Below are 16956 nucleotides of genomic sequence, written 5' to 3'. Positions count from 1 at the left end.
AACCCGGAAGAAAAAATGACCTCGCGAGTGATTGCCCTGGATTTAGACGGAACACTGCTTACCCCTCAGAAAACCCTGCTCCCCTCTTCTCTTGAGGCCCTCAAACGAGCCCGGGAAGCGGGGTATCAACTTCTCATCGTAACGGGTCGACATCACGTAGCCATTCATCCTTTTTATCAGGCACTGGGCTTAGATACACCTGCAATTTGTTGTAATGGCACTTATTTGTATGATTATCAGGCAAAAAAGGTTTTAACCTCTGATCCGCTTCCCGTTCCGCAGGCGCTGCAATTGATTGATTTACTGGATGAGCACGCGATTCACGGCCTGATGTATGTGGATAACGCCATGCTGTATGAACGCCCTACCGGCCATGTGATCCGCACCAGCAACTGGGCCCTGTCTTTGCCGGAAGCGCAGCGTCCGGTGTTCACTCAGGTTTCCTCCCTGCGCCAAGCGGCGGAAGACGTCCAGGCAATCTGGAAATTTGCCCTGACCGATGAAGACACCGCCAAACTGAACACCTTCGCAAAACATGTCGAGCATACGCTGGGTCTGGAATGTGAATGGTCCTGGCACGATCAGGTGGATATCGCCCGTAAAGGCAACAGCAAAGGAAAGCGTTTGACCCAGTTCGTTGAGTCACAGGGCTGGTCAATGCAGGACGTGATTGCCTTCGGCGATAACTATAACGACATCAGCATGCTGGAAGCGGCCGGAACGGGCGTGGCGATGGGCAACGCCGATGATGCGGTGAAAGCGCGTGCTAACGTGGTGATTGGCGATAACACCACCGACAGCATCGCGCAGTATATTTATACCCACCTGCTGTAATCAGGCGGTGATAGAGACGCTCTTGATTTGCGCGTAAAGCCACAGGCCAGGCTTGATGCCCAGCTCATCCCTGGCCCACGGGCTGATGCGCGCCCACAGCGTTCTGTTGCCCACTTCCAGTTGCACTTCTACCTGGCCGTTATCATCAAAACACTGCGCCACTTTTGCGCGCAAAATATTGCGGATACTGGTTTGCAGCGGCGGTTGCAGCACCAGGGAGACATCCGATGCCTGAATGCGGATCCGTAACGTGGACTGAATCGGCGTATCGATTTTATTCACCCACAAATGCTGGTCACCCAGCGCCAGCGCGGTCATCGCATAATGTGGATGGTGCTCCAGCACGCTCACCTTCAGAATGCTGCTCTGCTGCTCCTTTGGCAGCCACGGATGCATAACGCTGCTGCCCCATACCTCTTCCAGATTGCCGAATGCCTTCACCCTGCCCGCCTCCAGCACCAGCACTTTGTCGGCCAGATGTAAGATCTCATCCAGCGAATGGCTGACGTACAGCACGGGCACGTTGATTTCCCGCGCCAGACGTTGCAGATACGGCAGCAACTCGCGCTTGCGCGGAATATCCAGCGAGGCCAGCGGCTCATCCAGCAGCAACAATTCCGGCGCGGTTAACAGGGCGCGGCCAATCGCCACGCGCTGTTTTTCACCACCCGACAGCGAAGACGGGAGACGATCGAGCAGCGGTTCGATGCCCAGCAGCGCCACCAGCTTATCGAACTGTCCGGCCATGCTTTTTGCCATGCCATAGCGCAGATTTCCGCGCACGCTGTAGTGCGGAAACAGGCGCGCATCCTGAAACACATAGCCGATGCGGCGCTTATCCGGTGACAGGCAGACCTTCTTCTCCGCGTCGTTTAAGACGCGGTTATTTAACACAATTCTGCCAGACTGGGGACGCGTCAGGCCGCTAATCGCATTAATCAGCGACGTTTTCCCTGCCCCGGAAACGCCAAAAATGGCGGTGATACCGCTGGCAGGCAGCGTTTCGTTAAGCGTCAGAGTGTGGCTGCCCAGGGTTTGCGTAAAGTTGAGTTCCAGCATCACGGTTTCCCCATCCGTTCACGGCTGAGGCGCGCCAGCCATTCAGACACCAGCAGCGAGACCAGGGCGAGTACAATCGAAATAATACACAGCCGGGCCGCCGCACCTTCGCCACCCGGGGTTTGAATCAGGGTATACATGGCCGACGGGATGGTCCGCGTCTCGCCGGGAATGTTGGACACAAAGGTGATGGTCGCGCCGAACTCACCCAGTGAGCGGGCGAAGGCTAACACCGTACCGACGATAATGCCCGGTAAGGTGAGCGGAAGCGTAATGGTCAGGAATACCCGCCAGCGGCCTGCGCCCAGCGTGCGGGCGGCCTGCTCTAGCCGGATATCCACCCCTTCCAGCGCCAGGCGGATAGCGCGCACCATTAGCGGGAAGGACATTACTGCCGCGGCCAGAACCGCGCCGCGCCAGCTGAAAGCAAAGGTCAGGCCGAACCAGTCGTACAGCCATTCGCCGATAAAACCGCGTCGCCCCATGGAGATCAGCAGCAGATAGCCGACCACCACAGGCGGTAACACGAGCGGAAGATGGAGAACACTGTCGAGCAGGGCTTTGCCTGGAAACTTCACGCGAACCAGTAACCAGGCAAAGAACACCCCAAAGGGCAAACTCAGCGCAACCGCCAGGGAAGAGACTTTCAGGCTCAGCAGCACGGCCTGCCATTCAGGTTCGGTCAATATCATTCGTGAGTCGTAAATCCGTAACGTTTAAAGATAGCGGACGCTTCAGGCCCCTTCAGGTAGTCAACGAAGGCCGTCACGGTCGCATTTTTATGTCCATCAACTATCGCAACAGGATATTCTACTTTCTTATGCGAGTCTTCCGGGAAGGTACCGACCACCTTCACACCTTTACTGGCGACGGCATCGGAGCCGTAAACGATCCCGAGTGGCGCTTCGTTACGCTCCACCAGCGCCAGCGCGCCGCGCACATCTTCTGCGGGAGCCAGCTTCGGTGATAAGGTCTCCCATGCGCCCAGTTTTTGCAGCGCTTCTTTCGCATAAATCCCGGCAGGGACATGCTCCGGATCGCCTACCGCCAGACGGCCACCGTTGAGCAGACGGGTCCAGTCCGTCTGTTTGTTGATGGCGATGTCGCCCTGCTTGCTGTTTGCGGGCGCGACCACCACCAGGCTATTTCCCAGCAGCGTTTCGCGGCTAGCCGTATCAACAGATTTTTTCTCCACCGCGTAGTCCATCCATTTCTGATCGGCAGAGATGAACAGATCAGCCGGAGCCCCCGCTTCGATCTGGCGGGCCAGCGTTGACGAGGAGGCAAACGACGAAACGACCTCGACGTTTTTCTCTTTTTTGTATACCGCAGCAATATCCTGCATCGCGTTAGTCAGCGACGCCGCCGCAAAGACCGTGATTTTTCCTTCATCCGCCAGCGCGTGGGCGGTGAGTGAGAGAGTCAGCGTTGCCCCTGCGAAAAGGCGTACCCATGAACGTGCCATTTGAAGCTCCTGTGCGTATCGTTATATACAAACAAATATAACGACCTATCGCAGGCGTTCCTAGCGCTAAATCGTACCCATTAATGCGTAAACTCAAGGAACGTTGTAAAAGATATCGGCGGGAGAGGAATAAACTTGAGAGCAAAACGCCCGGGCTGGCCGGGCGTTTTGGAGGAAATCATTGCTGCTTTTTAGGCTGGTCACGACGATGACCAATGTTCGAAAAGACGTTGAACACTTCACCCAGGCCGTAGATGGCACCGAGGATGATAGCCATCACTACTGGCACCATGATTACCGCGAATACCAGACTTTTCAACAACTCTAACATGGTTTTCTCCAGATCTTGTGAACGGCTTATTCTACCCTGAAAAGTAAGAAAAACATCCCCTTTTGTGCGGTGCGCTTTCCGCACCCGGACATTTGGGTCACAATAACCTTTTTGCCGGGACATTGTTATGCAGGCCGAAATTCTCCTCACCCTACGACTTCAGCAGAAGCTTTTCGCCGATCCGCGACGCATCGCCCTGTTAAAACAAATAGAACAAACTGGCTCGATTAGCCAGGGAGCCAAAAACGCCGGCATCAGCTATAAAAGCGCCTGGGATGCGATTAACGACATGAACACCCTGAGCGAACAAACGCTGGTAGAGCGCGCCACCGGCGGAAAAGGCGGCGGCGGCGCCGTGTTGACGCGTTACGGGCAACGCCTGATCCAGCTCTATGACTTACTGGCGCAGATCCAGCAAAAAGCATTTGATGTGCTGAGCGATGACGACAACCTGCCGCTGGACAGCCTGCTGGGCGCCATCTCCCGTTTCTCTTTGCAGACCAGCGCCCGCAACCAATGGTTTGGTACGGTGACGGGGCGCGATCATTCGCAGGTGCAGGAGCATATTGAGATCCTGCTCGCGGACGGCACAACGCGCCTGAAAGCCGCCATCACCGCGCAAAGCGGTCAACGCCTCGGGCTGAACGAAGGTCAGGAAGTGCTGGTATTACTCAAAGCGCCCTGGATCAGCATCACGCTTAACCCTGAGCAGGCCGCCGAGGCCGACAACCAGCTACGCGGGCGTATCAGCCACATCGAGCGCGGCGCAGAACAGTGTGAAGTGCTGATGACCCTGCCGGATGGGCAGTCGCTCTGCGCCACCGTTCCGGTGAACGACGCGACCGAATTAGATGAAGGTGCTGTGGTGACCGCATATTTCAATGCAGACCGGGTAATTATCGCCACATTGTGCTAAGCGCATTGACAACCCCACCAACACTGAGTATCCCTGACATCTGTTGCTGCAAAAAATGGGATAACACATGTCATCATTGCATATTTCGCAAGGCACGTTTCGTCTTAGCGATACCCGTACCTTATCGCTGCCAGAGTTAACCCTTCGCGCCGGAGAAAGCTGGGCGTTTGTGGGCACGAATGGCAGCGGAAAATCCGCGCTGGCCCGCGCTCTGGCAGGCGAATTAACCCAGCTGAAGGGTGAGCGTCAGTGCACCTTTACCCGGCTTACGCGCCTTTCCTTTGAACAGCTGCAAAAGCTGGTCAGCGATGAGTGGCAGCGTAACAATACCGATTTGCTCAGCCCCGGCGAAGAAGATACCGGCCGCACGACGGCGGACATTATCCAGGATGAGATAAAAGATCCTGCCCGCTGTCAGCAGCTGGCGGAGCAATTTGGCATTACCGCCCTGCTTAACCGCCGCTTTAAATATCTCTCTACCGGCGAGACGCGCAAAACGCTGCTGTGCCAGGCGCTGATGAGCGAGCCGGAACTCCTGATTCTGGATGAACCGTTTGACGGACTGGATGTGCAGTCCCGCGCGCAGCTGGCAGCGTTGCTGGCGTCGCTTAACCAGCAGGGATACACCCTTGTGCTGGTCCTTAACCGCTTTGATGAGATCCCGGATTTCGTACATTACGCGGGCGTGCTGGCGGACTGTAGCCTGACCGAAACCGGCGAGAAAGCCGTACTGCTCCGGCAGGCGCTAATTGCACAGCTGGCCCACAGCGAGAAACTGGACGGTATTGCGCTGCCGGAGCCGGATGCCCCTTCGGCACGCCACGGGCTGGATCCTGACCAGCCGCGCATTGTGCTGCGCGATGGGGTGGTTGCTTACGACGATCGCCCTATTCTTAATCATCTCAGCTGGACGGTTAATCCTGGTGAGCACTGGCAGATCGTCGGCCCCAACGGGGCGGGTAAATCCACGCTGCTAAGCCTGATCACTGGCGATCACCCGCAGGGTTACAGCAACGATTTGACCCTCTTCGGCCGCCGCCGCGGCAGCGGGGAAACCATCTGGGATATCAAAAAGCATATCGGTTATGTCAGCAGCAGCCTGCATCTGGACTACCGGGTGAGCACTACGGTGCGAAACGTGATCCTCTCTGGCTTCTTCGATTCCATTGGTATTTATCAGGCGGTATCCGACAAGCAGCACAAGCTGGCGCAGCAGTGGCTGGATATTCTGGGTATGGACAACCGGGTAGCCGATGCGCCATTCCACAGCCTGTCGTGGGGGCAGCAGCGGCTGGCATTGATCGTCCGCGCGCTGGTTAAGCATCCTACGCTGTTGATTCTTGATGAACCGTTGCAGGGGCTGGATCCCCTCAACCGTCAGCTGATCCGCCGCTTTGTGGATGTCCTGATTAGCGAAGGTGAAACCCAGTTGCTGTTTGTCTCCCACCATGCTGAGGATGCCCCATCCTGCATCACCCATCGGCTGGAATTTGTGTCTGACGGCGAGCATTACCGCTACCTGCTGAGCAAAATCGATTAACGCGTGGAGGGCGCTGCCCTCCGCTTTTCAGACAACCTGCAACAATACATCTCTATCTCTTTGATCTACAATGCACTCAGTCTGTGAAAAAGCGCCTGTGAAAACCAGTGTAAACGATACCACTATTTTATCCCATGTCACACTTTTCGCGTCTCTGATATGCTATGGTTAATTCATACCATAAGCCTAATGGAGCGAAATATGCGAGTTCTGGTAACAGGTGGTAGCGGTTACATAGGAAGTCATACCTGCGTACAACTTCTGCAAAGCGGCCACGATGTCGTCATTCTTGATAACCTGTGCAACAGTAAGCGCAGCGTGCTGCCGGTCATTGAACGCCTTGCGGGTAAACAGCCGACTTTCGTGGAAGGCGATATCCGCAATGAAGCATTGATGACTGAAATCCTTCACGATCACGCGATTGAAACCGTTATCCACTTCGCGGGCCTGAAAGCGGTGGGCGAATCGGTAGCAAAACCGCTTGAGTACTACGACAACAACGTCAACGGTACCCTGCGTCTGATCTCCGCCATGCGTGCGGCAAACGTGAAAAACTTTATCTTCAGCTCTTCCGCGACCGTCTACGGCGATCAGCCAAAAATTCCTTACGTTGAAAGCTTCCCGACCGGTACGCCGCAAAGCCCGTATGGCAAAAGCAAGCTGATGGTAGAGCAGATCCTGACCGACCTGCAAAAAGCCCAGCCTGAGTGGAGCATCGCGCTGCTGCGCTACTTCAACCCGGTTGGCGCGCATCCGTCAGGCGACATGGGTGAAGATCCGCAGGGCATTCCAAATAACCTGATGCCGTATATCGCGCAGGTTGCCGTAGGGCGTCGCGACTCCCTGGCGATTTTTGGTAACGATTATCCCACCGAAGACGGCACCGGCGTGCGCGATTACATTCACGTGATGGATCTGGCCGACGGCCACGTGGCGGCGATGCAGCAGCTGGCGGATAAACCGGGCGTGCATATTTACAACCTCGGCGCCGGCGTCGGCAGCAGCGTGCTGGATGTGGTGAATGCCTTCAGTAAAGCCTGCGGCAAGCCAGTGAAGTATCACTTCGCGCCGCGTCGTGATGGCGACCTCCCGGCTTACTGGGCCGATGCCACCAAAGCGGATAAAGAGCTTAACTGGCGTGTTACCCGCACGCTTGATGAAATGGCACAGGATACCTGGCACTGGCAGTCACGCCATCCGCAGGGTTATCCGGATTAAGGATTTGTCATGACGCAATTCAATCCCGTCGATCACCCGCATCGTCGTTTTAACCCGCTCAGCGGGCAATGGATTTTAGTTTCACCGCATCGCGCCAAGCGCCCCTGGCAGGGGGCGCAAGAGACGCCTGCCAAACAGTCGCTGCCACAGCACGATCCGGACTGCTTCCTCTGTCCGGGCAACACGCGCGTGACGGGCGATACAAACCCGAACTACAAAGGCACCTTCGTTTTCACTAACGATTTTGCGGCGCTGATGACCGACACGCCGGACGCGCCGGAAAGCCATGACCCGCTGATGCGCTGCGAAAGCGCCCGCGGCACCAGCCGCGTGATCTGCTTCTCTCCCGATCACAGCAAAACGCTGCCGGAGCTGAGCGTTGAGGCGCTGAAAGAGGTGGTCAGCACCTGGCAGGCGCAAACGGCGGAGCTGGGCCAGACCTATCCGTGGGTGCAGGTATTTGAAAATAAAGGCGCGGCGATGGGCTGCTCTAACCCGCATCCGCACGGCCAGATCTGGGCGAACAGCTTCCTGCCGAACGAAGCCGAACGTGAAGACCGGCTGCAAAAAGCCTATTTCGCCCAGAACGGTTCGCCGATGCTGGTGGATTACACCCAGCGTGAACTGGCGGACGGCAGCCGCACTGTGGTGGAAACCGAGCACTGGCTTGCGGTAGTCCCTTACTGGGCGGCGTGGCCGTTTGAAACGCTGCTGCTGCCAAAGGCCCATGTTCAGCGTATTACGGACCTCAGCGACGCCCAGCGAGACGACCTTGCCCTGGCGCTGAAAAAATTGACCAGCCGCTACGACAACCTGTTCCAGTGTTCCTTCCCCTACTCCATGGGCTGGCACGGTGCGCCGTTTAACGGCGAAGAGAATCAACACTGGCAGTTACATGCACACTTCTATCCGCCGCTGCTGCGTTCTGCGACGGTACGTAAATTCATGGTGGGCTATGAAATGCTGGCGGAAACCCAGCGCGACCTGACGGCGGAACAGGCGGCAGAACGCCTGCGTGCCGTTAGCGACGTCCATTACCGCGAATCAGGAGTTTAAAAATGAGTCTGAAAGATAAAACACAATCCCTGTTTGCTGAAAAATTTGGCTACCCTGCCACCCATATTATCCAGGCGCCAGGCCGCGTTAATCTGATCGGCGAGCACACCGACTATAACGACGGTTTTGTCCTGCCGTGTGCCATCGACTACCAGACGGTGATCGCCTGCACGAAACGTTCAGATCGTAACGTGCGAGTGATCGCCGCGGATTACGGCAACGAAATTGACGAATTTTCCCTTGATGCGCCGATCGTGACCCACGACAGCCAGCAGTGGTCGAACTATGTTCGCGGCGTGGTGAAGCATCTTCTGAAGCGTAACAAGAATTTCGGCGGGGCCGATCTGGTGATCAGCGGCAACGTGCCGCAAGGGGCGGGATTAAGCTCTTCCGCATCGCTGGAAGTGGCGGTCGGCACCGTGTTCCAGCAGCTTTATCATCTGCCGCTGGACGGGGCGCAGATCGCCCTCAACGGTCAGGAAGCGGAAAACCAGTTCGTGGGCTGCAACTGCGGCATTATGGATCAGCTGATTTCCGCGCTGGGCAAGAAAGAACATGCTTTGCTGATTGACTGCCGCTCCCTCGGGACCAAAGCGGTTCCACTGCCAAAAGGTGCGGCTGTGGTGATCATCAACAGCAACTTCAAACGCACCCTGGTGGGGAGCGAGTACAACACCCGCCGCGAGCAGTGTGAAACCGGCGCGCGCTTCTTCCAGCAGCCAGCCCTGCGTGATGTCTCACTTGACGAATTTAACAAGGTTGCCCACGAACTGGATCCGGTTGTCACGAAGCGCGTGCGTCACGTGCTGACGGAAAATGCCCGTACCGTAGAAGCCGCCTCCGCGCTGGCGAAAGGTGACCTGAAACGGATGGGCGAGCTGATGGCCGAATCGCATGCCTCCATGCGCGACGATTTCGAAATCACCGTGCCACAAATCGACACCCTGGTTGAAATTGTGAAAGCCACGATTGGCGACAAAGGCGGCGTGCGTATGACCGGGGGTGGATTTGGCGGCTGTGTCGTCGCCCTGGTGCCGGAAGAGCTGGTCCCTACCATTCAGGACGCGGTGGCTAAACAGTACGAAGCCAAAACGGGCATCAAAGAGACTTTCTATGTCTGCAAAGCATCACAAGGAGCCGGACAGTGCTAAACGAAACACCTACTCTCGCACCGGATGGTCTGCCGTATCGCCTGTTGACCCTGCGCAACAGCGCCGGGATGGTGGTTACGCTGATGGACTGGGGCGCAACGTTACTTTCTGCCCGCGTACCAATGCCTGACGGCAGCGTGCGCGAAACCCTGCTCGGCTGCGCATCGCCCGAGCAGTATATCGAGCAGACCGCTTTTCTGGGCGCATCCATAGGCCGCTACGCCAACCGCATCGCCAGAAGCCGGTTTACGCTGGACGGCGTAACCTATTCCCTGCTTGCCAGCCAGGGTGAAAATCAGCTGCACGGCGGCCCGGAAGGGTTTGATAAACGTCGCTGGAAGATTGTGCAGCAAAATGACGGTGAGGTCTGGTTCTCTCTGGACTCCCTCGACGGAGACCAGGGCTTCCCGGGCAATCTCACCGCAACCGCGCGCTTTACCCTGACCGAAGATAATCGTATCGCCATTGAGTACCGCGCGACCGTCGACAAGCCGTGCCCGGTCAACCTGACTAACCACGCCTATTTCAACCTTGACGGCAATCAGACCGATGTCCGCAGCCACAAACTCCAGATCCTGGCGGACGCGTATCTGCCGGTCGATGAGATGGGGATCCCTTATCAGGGGCTGAAACCGGTAAGCGGTAATAGCTTTGATTTCCGTCAGCCGAAAACCATCGCCCAGGATTTCCTCAGTGATGACGATCAGCGCAAGGTGAAAGGCTACGACCACGCTTTCCTGTTGCAGGCGAAAGGCGATCTTTCTCAACCTGCCGCACAGGTCTGGTCTGCGGATGAGAAGTTACAGATGACGGTCTACACCACCGCCCCTGCCCTGCAGTTCTACTCCGGTAATTACCTGGAGGGGACCACGGCGCGTGAACATAACGACTACGCCGCCTGGCAAGGTCTGGCGCTGGAGAGCGAGTTCCTGCCGGACAGTCCTAACCATACTGAATGGCCGCAGCCGGACTGCGTGCTGCGTCCGGGTGAAGAGTACGTAAGCGTCACAGAGTATCATTTCATTCCGCGCGCATAATGTCCGGCGGCGCTACGCGTGCACGGGCCTACGAATGTAGGCCGGATAAGCGAAACGCCATCCGGCAAAAAGCCTGGCCCTCACCGCGAGGGCTTTTTTCCGCTCAGCTTGCTGAAAATAGCGGCGATCGCAGACAAAATCATAACCCTGGATTCACATGCATCTTACACTCTCGAACTATTTTCGCTATGGTTAGGGTTAAGCGTTGCTGCTGGCACAGTCACGGCAATATAATGAGAATTGTTATCATTCAAAATGCTTGAGGAGTAAGAAATGGCTAATACTAAGCTTGTCCTGGTGCGCCACGGCGAAAGCCAGTGGAACAACGAAAACCGCTTCACCGGTTGGTATGACGTTGATCTGTCCGAGAAAGGCGTGAGCGAAGCAAAAGCGGCAGGTAAACTGCTGAAAGAAGAAGGCTTCACCTTTGACTTTGCTTACACCTCTGTGCTGAAACGTGCCATCCATACCCTGTGGAACATTCTGGACGAGCTGGATCAGGCCTGGCTGCCGGTTGAGAAATCCTGGAAACTGAACGAGCGTCACTACGGTGCGCTGCAAGGTCTGAACAAAGCAGAAACCGCAGAAAAATACGGTGACGAGCAGGTTAAGCAGTGGCGTCGTGGTTTTGCGGTCACGCCTCCAGAGCTGAGCAAAGATGACGAGCGCTACCCGGGCCACGATCCGCGTTACGCGAAGCTGACTGAGGCTGAACTGCCGCAGACCGAAAGCCTGGCGCTGACCATCGACCGCGTTGTGCCTTACTGGAACGAAACCATTCTGCCACGCCTGAAAAGCGGCGAGCGCGTCATTATCGCTGCTCACGGTAACTCCCTGCGTGCGCTGGTGAAATACCTGGACAACATGGGTGAAGATGAAATCCTCGAGCTGAACATCCCTACCGGCGTGCCGCTGGTGTACGAGTTCGACGAAAACTTCAAGCCAGTTAAACATTACTACCTGGGTAACGCCGACGAAATCGCTGCAAAAGCGGCGGCCGTGGCGAACCAGGGTAAAGCGAAGTAATTTCGCCGGACATAAAAAAAGCGTGGAGCAATCCACGCTTTTTTATTGCCCGCGATAAACTTAACCGCGACGCGCTTTTACCGCATCCGCCAGCTGACGCAGGATCGCATCGGTATCATCCCAGCCAATGCAGGCATCCGTCACGCTCTTACCGTAGACCAGCGGCTCGCTGCCCTCCAGGTTCTGATTGCCTTCCACCAGATGGCTCTCAATCATCACCCCAATCACTGCGCGTTCACCGTTGGCGATTTGCTGACAAACGTCTGCACCAACTTCCATCTGCTTTTTGAACTGTTTGCTTGAGTTCGCATGGCTGAAATCGATCATGATCTGCGGCGCCAGTCCCGCTTTCTCCAGACCCGCCTTCACTTCCGCCACGTGTTTTGCGCTGTAGTTAGGCTCTTTACCGCCGCGCAGAATGATATGGCAATCGCCATTACCGCTGGTATTCACGATAGCCGAGTGGCCCCACTTAGTCACCGACAGGAAGCAGTGCGGCGCGCCAGCCGCATTGATGGCATCAATAGCGACTTTGATGGTGCCATCAGTGCCGTTTTTGAAACCCACCGGGCATGACAGGCCAGACGCCAGCTCACGGTGAACCTGCGATTCAGTCGTACGCGCACCAATAGCGCCCCAGCTCATCAGGTCAGCCAGATACTGCGGGGTGATCATATCGAGGAATTCTCCGGCTGCAGGCAGCCCGCTGTCGTTAATCTCCAGCAGCAGCTTACGCGCAATACGCAGGCCGTCGTTGATCTGGAAACTGTTGTCCATGTGCGGATCGTTGATCAACCCTTTCCAGCCCACGGTGGTACGCGGTTTTTCGAAATAAACGCGCATCACAATTTCCAGTTCGCCCTTCAGCTCTTCGCGCAGGGTGAGCAGACGTGACGCGTACTCTTTGGCCGCAGCAGGATCGTGAATGGAGCACGGTCCGATGACCACCAGAAGACGATCGTCGCTACCTTTCAGGATCTTGTGGATCGCCTTGCGGGCATGAGACACCGTGTTGGCGGCATTTTCGGTGGCGGGGAATTTTTCAAGGAGCGCTACGGGAGGTAATAACTCATTGATCTCTTTAATGCGTAAATCGTCGTTCTGATAATTCATCTTCTTTCCGGCTCTGCCATATCTTTAGTAATGAAAGCAATGCTTTCAATCTAACTTGTCGGTCACGAAGTGTAAACGGGCTTTTACACTTCGCGCAGATAATTCCTGGAATTCGCCTAAAATACGCAACAAAATAGCGAAAAATGAGATCTCGCCTAAGCTTTTTACTTGTAACGACTGTTTTTAAATACTTATACGCGATTCCATCCTGACATAATTCAGGAATCTGGGATCTTTCACCACTGAACAAGATGCACTGTTGGAGAATGTTATCCAGCGTAACGATAAGAACAGGAGCACCATGATGAAAATGACGAAACTGACTACGCTTTTCCTGACGGCAACCCTTACCCTGGCAAGCGGTAGCGTACTGGCAGCCGATACAGGCTCCTCCGGCAGCAACGGCGACGCGAATGCCGCTGCCGAAGCGGGCCAGGTTGCGCCGGATGCAAAACAGAATATCGCGCCAAATAATGTTGATAACAGTAATATCAACACGGGCAATACCAACACCGGCGGTACGAATACCGGCACGATGAACCATGACGGTATGAGCACTGACGAAGTTCACAAAAACTCAATGTGTAAAGACGGGAAATGCCCGGACCCGAATGACAAAGTGGGCAGCGATGCCAATACCAAAACGGACGGTACTACCCAGTAACCTTCCGTAAGGTAAAAGAGGGAGAGCGAATGCTCTCCTTTTTTATTTAAGCTCTTAAAAACGCTACACTAAAAATAATAATAAATCAGGAACGATACCATGGCGCACTCCCACTCCCATTCCCACTCCACTGGCGATGAAAATGCCAAACGGCTTCTGCTGGCTTTTGGCGTCACTGCCACCTTTATGATTATTGAGGTGACAGGCGGACTGATCTCCGGATCGCTGGCGCTGCTGGCCGATGCCGGGCATATGCTGACCGACGCTGCCGCGCTCCTGTTTGCTCTGCTGGCCGTGCAGTTTGCCCGTCGCCCTCCCAATGCCCGCCACACCTTTGGCTGGCTCAGACTGACCACACTTGCTGCGTTCGTGAATGCGATTGCACTGGTGGTTATTACCATTCTTATCGTCTGGGAGGCGTTTCAGCGCTTTCGTCATCCACAACCGGTAGCCGGAACGACGATGATGGTGATTGCTATTGCCGGGTTGGTCGCCAATATTCTGGCATTCTGGATATTGCACCGCGGCAGCAGCGAAAAAAATCTGAACGTACGGGCCGCGGCGCTTCACGTGCTGGGCGATCTGCTGGGTTCCGTAGGTGCCATCGTCGCCGCGCTGATCATTATGGGTACGGGCTGGACCCCCATCGACCCGATTCTTTCGGTGCTGGTATCGTGCCTTGTATTACGCAGTGCCTGGCGGCTGTTGAAAGAGAGCGTGAATGAACTGCTGGAAGGCGCTCCCACGTCGCTGGATATTGGCGAGCTAAAACGCAATCTGTGTCGTTCCATTCCTGAAGTCCTTAACGTTCACCACGTTCACGTCTGGCTGGTGGGTGAGAAACCGCTTATGACGCTGCACGTTCAGGTTATTCCGCCCCACGATCACGATGCGTTGCTTGAACGTATTCGGCACTTCCTTGAGCATCACTACGAAATTGCGCACTCCACCATCCAGATGGAGTATCAGCCCTGTAACGGGCCAGACTGTCACCTGAACGAGGCGCAGTCCGGCCACTCACACGAGCATCACCATTAGCGGGAAAGCGCACGAGAGCCACGCTCACGCGCGCTGTTGATCCACATGCGGCTACCGTTCAGGGCAATGACGGTCAGCAGCATATACTCCAGCGACATGGCATAAACGCCCTGACGGGCAAAAATCACCACGCTAATCACGTTGATGACCACCCACAGCAGCCAGTTTTCAACGTATTTACGGGTCATCAGGATCATTGCGGCAATCGACAGCACCATCATGCAGGAATCCCAGAACGGGAAGGCATCAGGCTGAAGCTCAGGCATCGTCACGTTTAATCCCAGACCCGACATGACCGAGACCGCCACGCGCGTCAGGAAGGCAAATACCGGGTCAATAAAGACGGTCATAAAGCCGATTGCCACCACGCAGGCCGCGAGCCAGGCAATGGCTTTTGGCAACGGCAGCCAGCGGATTTGCAGCTCCGCCTCCTGCTGACTGTTTTGCCGCGACCAGGCGTACCAGCCATAGATATTGGCCGCGAAGAAGAACAGCTGCAGAAGCAGGCTGGCGTAGAGCTGGATCTGGAAGAAGATGATCGCAAACAGCGTGACGTTTATCAGCCCGAACGCATAGTTACTGATCTTCTCAAGGCTGGCCAGCCAGATACAGAGTAAACCGGCCAGCGTACCTACCGCTTCAATCCACGACAGGTCATAGCCGCCCGCACCAATCGGGATATGAACCAGGATGTTCTGTGTGCTAAAAAAATCCATTTTTTCTCCGGGGCGTAATAAGTTAAGTACGTAGTGTAGCCGCAAAATCCAGCATACGGTTAAGCGGAATTAACGCGCCTTCGCGCAGGGCGGCGTCTACGTGGATCTCATGCGCTGCGCCACCGATCTCCAGCCCCTCCGCTATCGCCTTAAGTCCATTCATCGCCATCCACGGGCAGTGCGCGCAGCTTCGACAGGTCGCCCCTTCTCCGGCGGTTGGCGCTTCGAGCAGCTCTTTTTCTGGTACGGCCTGCTGCATTTTATAGAAGATACCGCGATCGGTCGCCACGATGAGCTGCTTGTGCGGCAGGGTTTTTGCCGCGTTTATCAACTGGCTGGTTGAGCCGACTGCGTCCGCCATCTCAACAATCGACTGCGGCGACTCCGGATGCACCAGAATTGCGGCCTGCGGGTATAAGCGTTTCATCCTGGTCAGTGCCTGGGTCTTAAACTCGTCGTGAACGATACAGGCGCCCTGCCAGCACAGTACATCCGCACCGGTCTGTTTTTGTACGTAGTTTCCCAGGTGACGATCGGGCGCCCAGATGATTTTCTCCCCCAGGCTGTCCAGATGTTCAATCAGCTCAACGGCAATACTGGACGTTACTACCCAGTCTGCCCGGGCTTTCACCGCCGCAGACGTATTGGCATAGACCACCACGGTACGGTCAGGGTGGGCATCACAGAAGGCGGTGAACTCATCAATCGGGCAACCGAGGTCAAGAGAACATTCGGCATTCAGCGTAGGCATCAGAATCGTTTTTTCCGGGTTGAGGATTTTTGCCGTTTCACCCATAAAACGAACCCCCGCGACCAGCAGCGTGGAGGCTGAATGCTTAGCACCGAAACGCGCCATCTCCAGGGAGTCTGAGATACAGCCACCCGTCTCTTCCGCCAGCTGCTGAATTTCCGGGTCGGTGTAGTAATGCGCCACCATCACCGCATCACGCTCTTTAAGGAGGCGCTTGATTTTTTCACGATAGAACTGCTTCTCATCCCGGCTTAGCGGAGCTGGCTTCGGCGGGAAGGGATAGATTGCGGTTTCGGGATCAAACATCACACTCATTATGGCTTCTCGTTTTACTGGCTTAACAATATTGCCTTTGTTTTGCATGAGCTAACAAAAATGAGGCAATGGTGTTTTATATACTAAACAAGATAGCGAATTTGAGGGGGAATGTCATCGGGAATTGATGCCGGTAGCATTTGTCGGCTGGTGGCTTCGCCTTACCCGACCAACAAGGTACTGGCGAAAGACAGATAGCAAAAAGGCGCCTTTAGGGCGCCTTTCTACACTGGTGGGCCGTGCAGGATGACTCGGCTTCGCCTCGCCCTTCGGGCCGTTGCTAAAGCAACGTTATCCTTCACGTGTAATATCTGAGTAAGACATTAAAATTGGTGGGTCGTGCAGGATTCGAACCTGCGACCAATTGATTAAAAGTCAACTGCTCTACCAACTGAGCTAACGACCCCTTGCGGGATGTACTTCAAATCTATTCAGGCTGGTGGGTCGTGCAGGATTCGAACCTGCGACCAATTGATTAAAAGTCAACTGCTCTACCAACTGAGCTAACGACCCATTCGGGTGTTGCCTGAATTATCACTCGGAACCAATAAAATTGGTGGGTCGTGCAGGATTCGAACCTGCGACCAATTGATTAAAAGTCAACTGCTCTACCAACTGAGCTAACGACCCGAGTGGTGGGTGATGACGGGCTCGAACCGCCGACCCCCTCCGTGTAAAGGAGATGCTCTACCAACTGAGCTAATCACCCACTCTGTACTGCCGGAA

At 55.5% G+C, this 16956-nt stretch carries 17 protein-coding genes and 4 tRNA genes; 10 read left to right on the top strand and 11 right to left on the bottom strand.

The window, feature by feature from the left end; all coding sequences use genetic code 11:
- Window positions 1–15 precede the first annotated feature (15 nt).
- On the top strand, window positions 16–834 hold the full coding sequence (locus HP459_RS01565) for a pyridoxal phosphatase (RefSeq protein ID WP_022647486.1): 819 nt from the start codon (window positions 16–18) through the stop codon (window positions 832–834).
- Here the strand turns inward: HP459_RS01565 and modC are convergent, their stop codons facing one another.
- The 4 genes from modC to HP459_RS01545 all read right to left on the bottom strand — a co-directional run bounded on the left by modC (window position 835) and on the right by HP459_RS01545 (window position 3689).
- Window positions 835–1893, bottom strand: a complete 1059-nt coding sequence (gene modC / locus HP459_RS01560; RefSeq protein ID WP_023299625.1) for a molybdenum ABC transporter ATP-binding protein ModC — start codon at window positions 1891–1893, stop codon at window positions 835–837.
- Complete coding sequence (modB, locus tag HP459_RS01555) at window positions 1893–2585, bottom strand: molybdate ABC transporter permease subunit (RefSeq protein WP_006809548.1); 693 nt, start codon at window positions 2583–2585, stop codon at window positions 1893–1895. Before modB ends, modC begins: the two co-directional genes overlap by 1 nt.
- Window positions 2582–3358, bottom strand: a complete 777-nt coding sequence (gene modA / locus HP459_RS01550) for a molybdate ABC transporter substrate-binding protein (protein ID WP_032624637.1) — start codon at window positions 3356–3358, stop codon at window positions 2582–2584. Before modA ends, modB begins: the two co-directional genes overlap by 4 nt.
- Before the next feature lie 178 nt (window positions 3359–3536).
- Window positions 3537–3689 (bottom strand): AcrZ family multidrug efflux pump-associated protein, encoded by a 153-nt coding sequence (locus tag HP459_RS01545; RefSeq protein ID WP_003858549.1) that lies wholly within the window; start codon window positions 3687–3689, stop codon window positions 3537–3539.
- A 127-nt stretch (window positions 3690–3816) separates the two neighbouring features.
- Between HP459_RS01545 and modE the strand changes: the two genes are divergently transcribed.
- The 7 genes from modE (at window position 3817) to gpmA (ending at window position 11633) form a co-directional block, all read left to right on the top strand.
- Window positions 3817–4605 carry a molybdenum-dependent transcriptional regulator gene (gene modE / locus HP459_RS01540; RefSeq protein ID WP_022647484.1) on the top strand — a complete coding sequence of 263 codons (789 nt, stop codon included), beginning with the start codon at window positions 3817–3819 and terminating at the stop codon, window positions 4603–4605.
- Between the two features lie 67 nt (window positions 4606–4672).
- Window positions 4673–6145 (top strand): molybdate ABC transporter ATP-binding protein ModF, encoded by a 1473-nt coding sequence (gene modF / locus HP459_RS01535; RefSeq protein ID WP_058677410.1) that lies wholly within the window; start codon window positions 4673–4675, stop codon window positions 6143–6145.
- Window positions 6146–6346: 201 nt separating this feature from the next.
- Window positions 6347–7363: a UDP-glucose 4-epimerase GalE gene (gene galE / locus HP459_RS01530; protein ID WP_022647482.1), complete on the top strand. Its 1017-nt coding sequence runs from the start codon at window positions 6347–6349 to the stop codon at window positions 7361–7363.
- Window positions 7364–7372: 9 nt separating this feature from the next.
- On the top strand, window positions 7373–8419 hold the full coding sequence (galT, locus tag HP459_RS01525; protein ID WP_063147998.1) for a galactose-1-phosphate uridylyltransferase: 1047 nt from the start codon (window positions 7373–7375) through the stop codon (window positions 8417–8419).
- A 2-nt stretch (window positions 8420–8421) separates the two neighbouring features.
- Window positions 8422–9570: a galactokinase gene (gene galK, locus HP459_RS01520; RefSeq protein WP_171935842.1), complete on the top strand. Its 1149-nt coding sequence runs from the start codon at window positions 8422–8424 to the stop codon at window positions 9568–9570.
- Complete coding sequence (galM, locus tag HP459_RS01515; RefSeq protein WP_126490583.1) at window positions 9564–10607, top strand: galactose-1-epimerase; 1044 nt, start codon at window positions 9564–9566, stop codon at window positions 10605–10607. The genes galK and galM overlap by 7 nt, the downstream gene beginning before the upstream one ends.
- 273 nt (window positions 10608–10880) lie before the next feature.
- Entirely contained in the window at window positions 10881–11633 is a 753-nt protein-coding gene (gpmA, locus tag HP459_RS01510; protein ID WP_003858562.1) for a 2,3-diphosphoglycerate-dependent phosphoglycerate mutase, read from the top strand.
- A 60-nt stretch (window positions 11634–11693) separates the two neighbouring features.
- On the opposite strand, the gene aroG is transcribed toward gpmA, so the two are convergent.
- Window positions 11694–12746, bottom strand: coding sequence for a 3-deoxy-7-phosphoheptulonate synthase AroG (aroG, locus tag HP459_RS01505; protein ID WP_022647478.1), 1053 nt, complete (start codon window positions 12744–12746; stop codon window positions 11694–11696).
- 304 nt (window positions 12747–13050) lie between these two features.
- On the opposite strand from aroG, the gene HP459_RS01500 reads away from it, so the two are divergent.
- Both HP459_RS01500 and zitB read left to right on the top strand, forming a co-directional pair.
- Window positions 13051–13410, top strand: a complete 360-nt coding sequence (locus HP459_RS01500) for a protein YbgS (RefSeq protein ID WP_022647477.1) — start codon at window positions 13051–13053, stop codon at window positions 13408–13410.
- Window positions 13411–13509: 99 nt separating this feature from the next.
- Window positions 13510–14448, top strand: a complete 939-nt coding sequence (gene zitB / locus HP459_RS01495; RefSeq protein ID WP_171935841.1) for a CDF family zinc transporter ZitB — start codon at window positions 13510–13512, stop codon at window positions 14446–14448.
- On the opposite strand, the gene pnuC is transcribed toward zitB, so the two are convergent.
- From pnuC to HP459_RS01465, 6 genes are all read right to left on the bottom strand, one after another.
- Window positions 14445–15164: a nicotinamide riboside transporter PnuC gene (gene pnuC, locus HP459_RS01490; RefSeq protein WP_022647475.1), complete on the bottom strand. Its 720-nt coding sequence runs from the start codon at window positions 15162–15164 to the stop codon at window positions 14445–14447. The two genes, zitB and pnuC, sit on opposite strands and share 4 nt — an antisense overlap.
- A gap of 22 nt (window positions 15165–15186) precedes the next feature.
- Window positions 15187–16230, bottom strand: coding sequence for a quinolinate synthase NadA (gene nadA / locus HP459_RS01485; RefSeq protein WP_023299618.1), 1044 nt, complete (start codon window positions 16228–16230; stop codon window positions 15187–15189).
- A 330-nt stretch (window positions 16231–16560) separates the two neighbouring features.
- Window positions 16561–16636, bottom strand: a tRNA-Lys gene (locus tag HP459_RS01480).
- A 31-nt stretch (window positions 16637–16667) separates the two neighbouring features.
- Window positions 16668–16743: transfer RNA gene (locus HP459_RS01475), tRNA-Lys, on the bottom strand.
- 41 nt (window positions 16744–16784) lie between these two features.
- A tRNA-Lys gene (locus tag HP459_RS01470) sits at window positions 16785–16860 on the bottom strand.
- A 3-nt stretch (window positions 16861–16863) separates the two neighbouring features.
- Window positions 16864–16939: transfer RNA gene (locus tag HP459_RS01465), tRNA-Val, on the bottom strand.
- Between the last annotated feature and the right edge of the window lie 17 nt (window positions 16940–16956).

Origin of the sequence: Enterobacter sp. CM29 (genome assembly GCF_013179605.1) — a bacterium.
Classification (GTDB): Bacteria; Pseudomonadota; Gammaproteobacteria; order Enterobacterales; family Enterobacteriaceae; genus Enterobacter; species Enterobacter intestinihominis.
The sequence above is the reverse complement of the archived record's forward strand: the minus strand, read 5'-3'. Positions and strand labels throughout refer to the sequence as shown.

Bases quoted from the DNA above. Each gene is read 5' to 3' on its own strand.
- HP459_RS01565 (WP_022647486.1), top strand. From the start codon at position 16: ATGACCTCGCGAGTGATTGCCCTGGATTTAGACGGAACACTGCTTACC.
- modC (WP_023299625.1), bottom strand. From the start codon at position 1,893: ATGCTGGAACTCAACTTTACGCAAACCCTGGGCAGCCACACTCTGACG.
- modB (WP_006809548.1), bottom strand. From the start codon at position 2,585: ATGATATTGACCGAACCTGAATGGCAGGCCGTGCTGCTGAGCCTGAAA.
- modA (WP_032624637.1), bottom strand. From the start codon at position 3,358: ATGGCACGTTCATGGGTACGCCTTTTCGCAGGGGCAACGCTGACTCTC.
- HP459_RS01545 (WP_003858549.1), bottom strand. From the start codon at position 3,689: ATGTTAGAGTTGTTGAAAAGTCTGGTATTCGCGGTAATCATGGTGCCA.
- modE (WP_022647484.1), top strand. From the start codon at position 3,817: ATGCAGGCCGAAATTCTCCTCACCCTACGACTTCAGCAGAAGCTTTTC.
- modF (WP_058677410.1), top strand. From the start codon at position 4,673: ATGTCATCATTGCATATTTCGCAAGGCACGTTTCGTCTTAGCGATACC.
- galE (WP_022647482.1), top strand. From the start codon at position 6,347: ATGCGAGTTCTGGTAACAGGTGGTAGCGGTTACATAGGAAGTCATACC.
- galT (WP_063147998.1), top strand. From the start codon at position 7,373: ATGACGCAATTCAATCCCGTCGATCACCCGCATCGTCGTTTTAACCCG.
- galK (WP_171935842.1), top strand. From the start codon at position 8,422: ATGAGTCTGAAAGATAAAACACAATCCCTGTTTGCTGAAAAATTTGGC.
- gpmA (WP_003858562.1), top strand. From the start codon at position 10,881: ATGGCTAATACTAAGCTTGTCCTGGTGCGCCACGGCGAAAGCCAGTGG.
- aroG (WP_022647478.1), bottom strand. From the start codon at position 12,746: ATGAATTATCAGAACGACGATTTACGCATTAAAGAGATCAATGAGTTA.
- HP459_RS01500 (WP_022647477.1), top strand. From the start codon at position 13,051: ATGAAAATGACGAAACTGACTACGCTTTTCCTGACGGCAACCCTTACC.
- zitB (WP_171935841.1), top strand. From the start codon at position 13,510: ATGGCGCACTCCCACTCCCATTCCCACTCCACTGGCGATGAAAATGCC.
- pnuC (WP_022647475.1), bottom strand. From the start codon at position 15,164: ATGGATTTTTTTAGCACACAGAACATCCTGGTTCATATCCCGATTGGT.
- nadA (WP_023299618.1), bottom strand. From the start codon at position 16,230: ATGAGTGTGATGTTTGATCCCGAAACCGCAATCTATCCCTTCCCGCCG.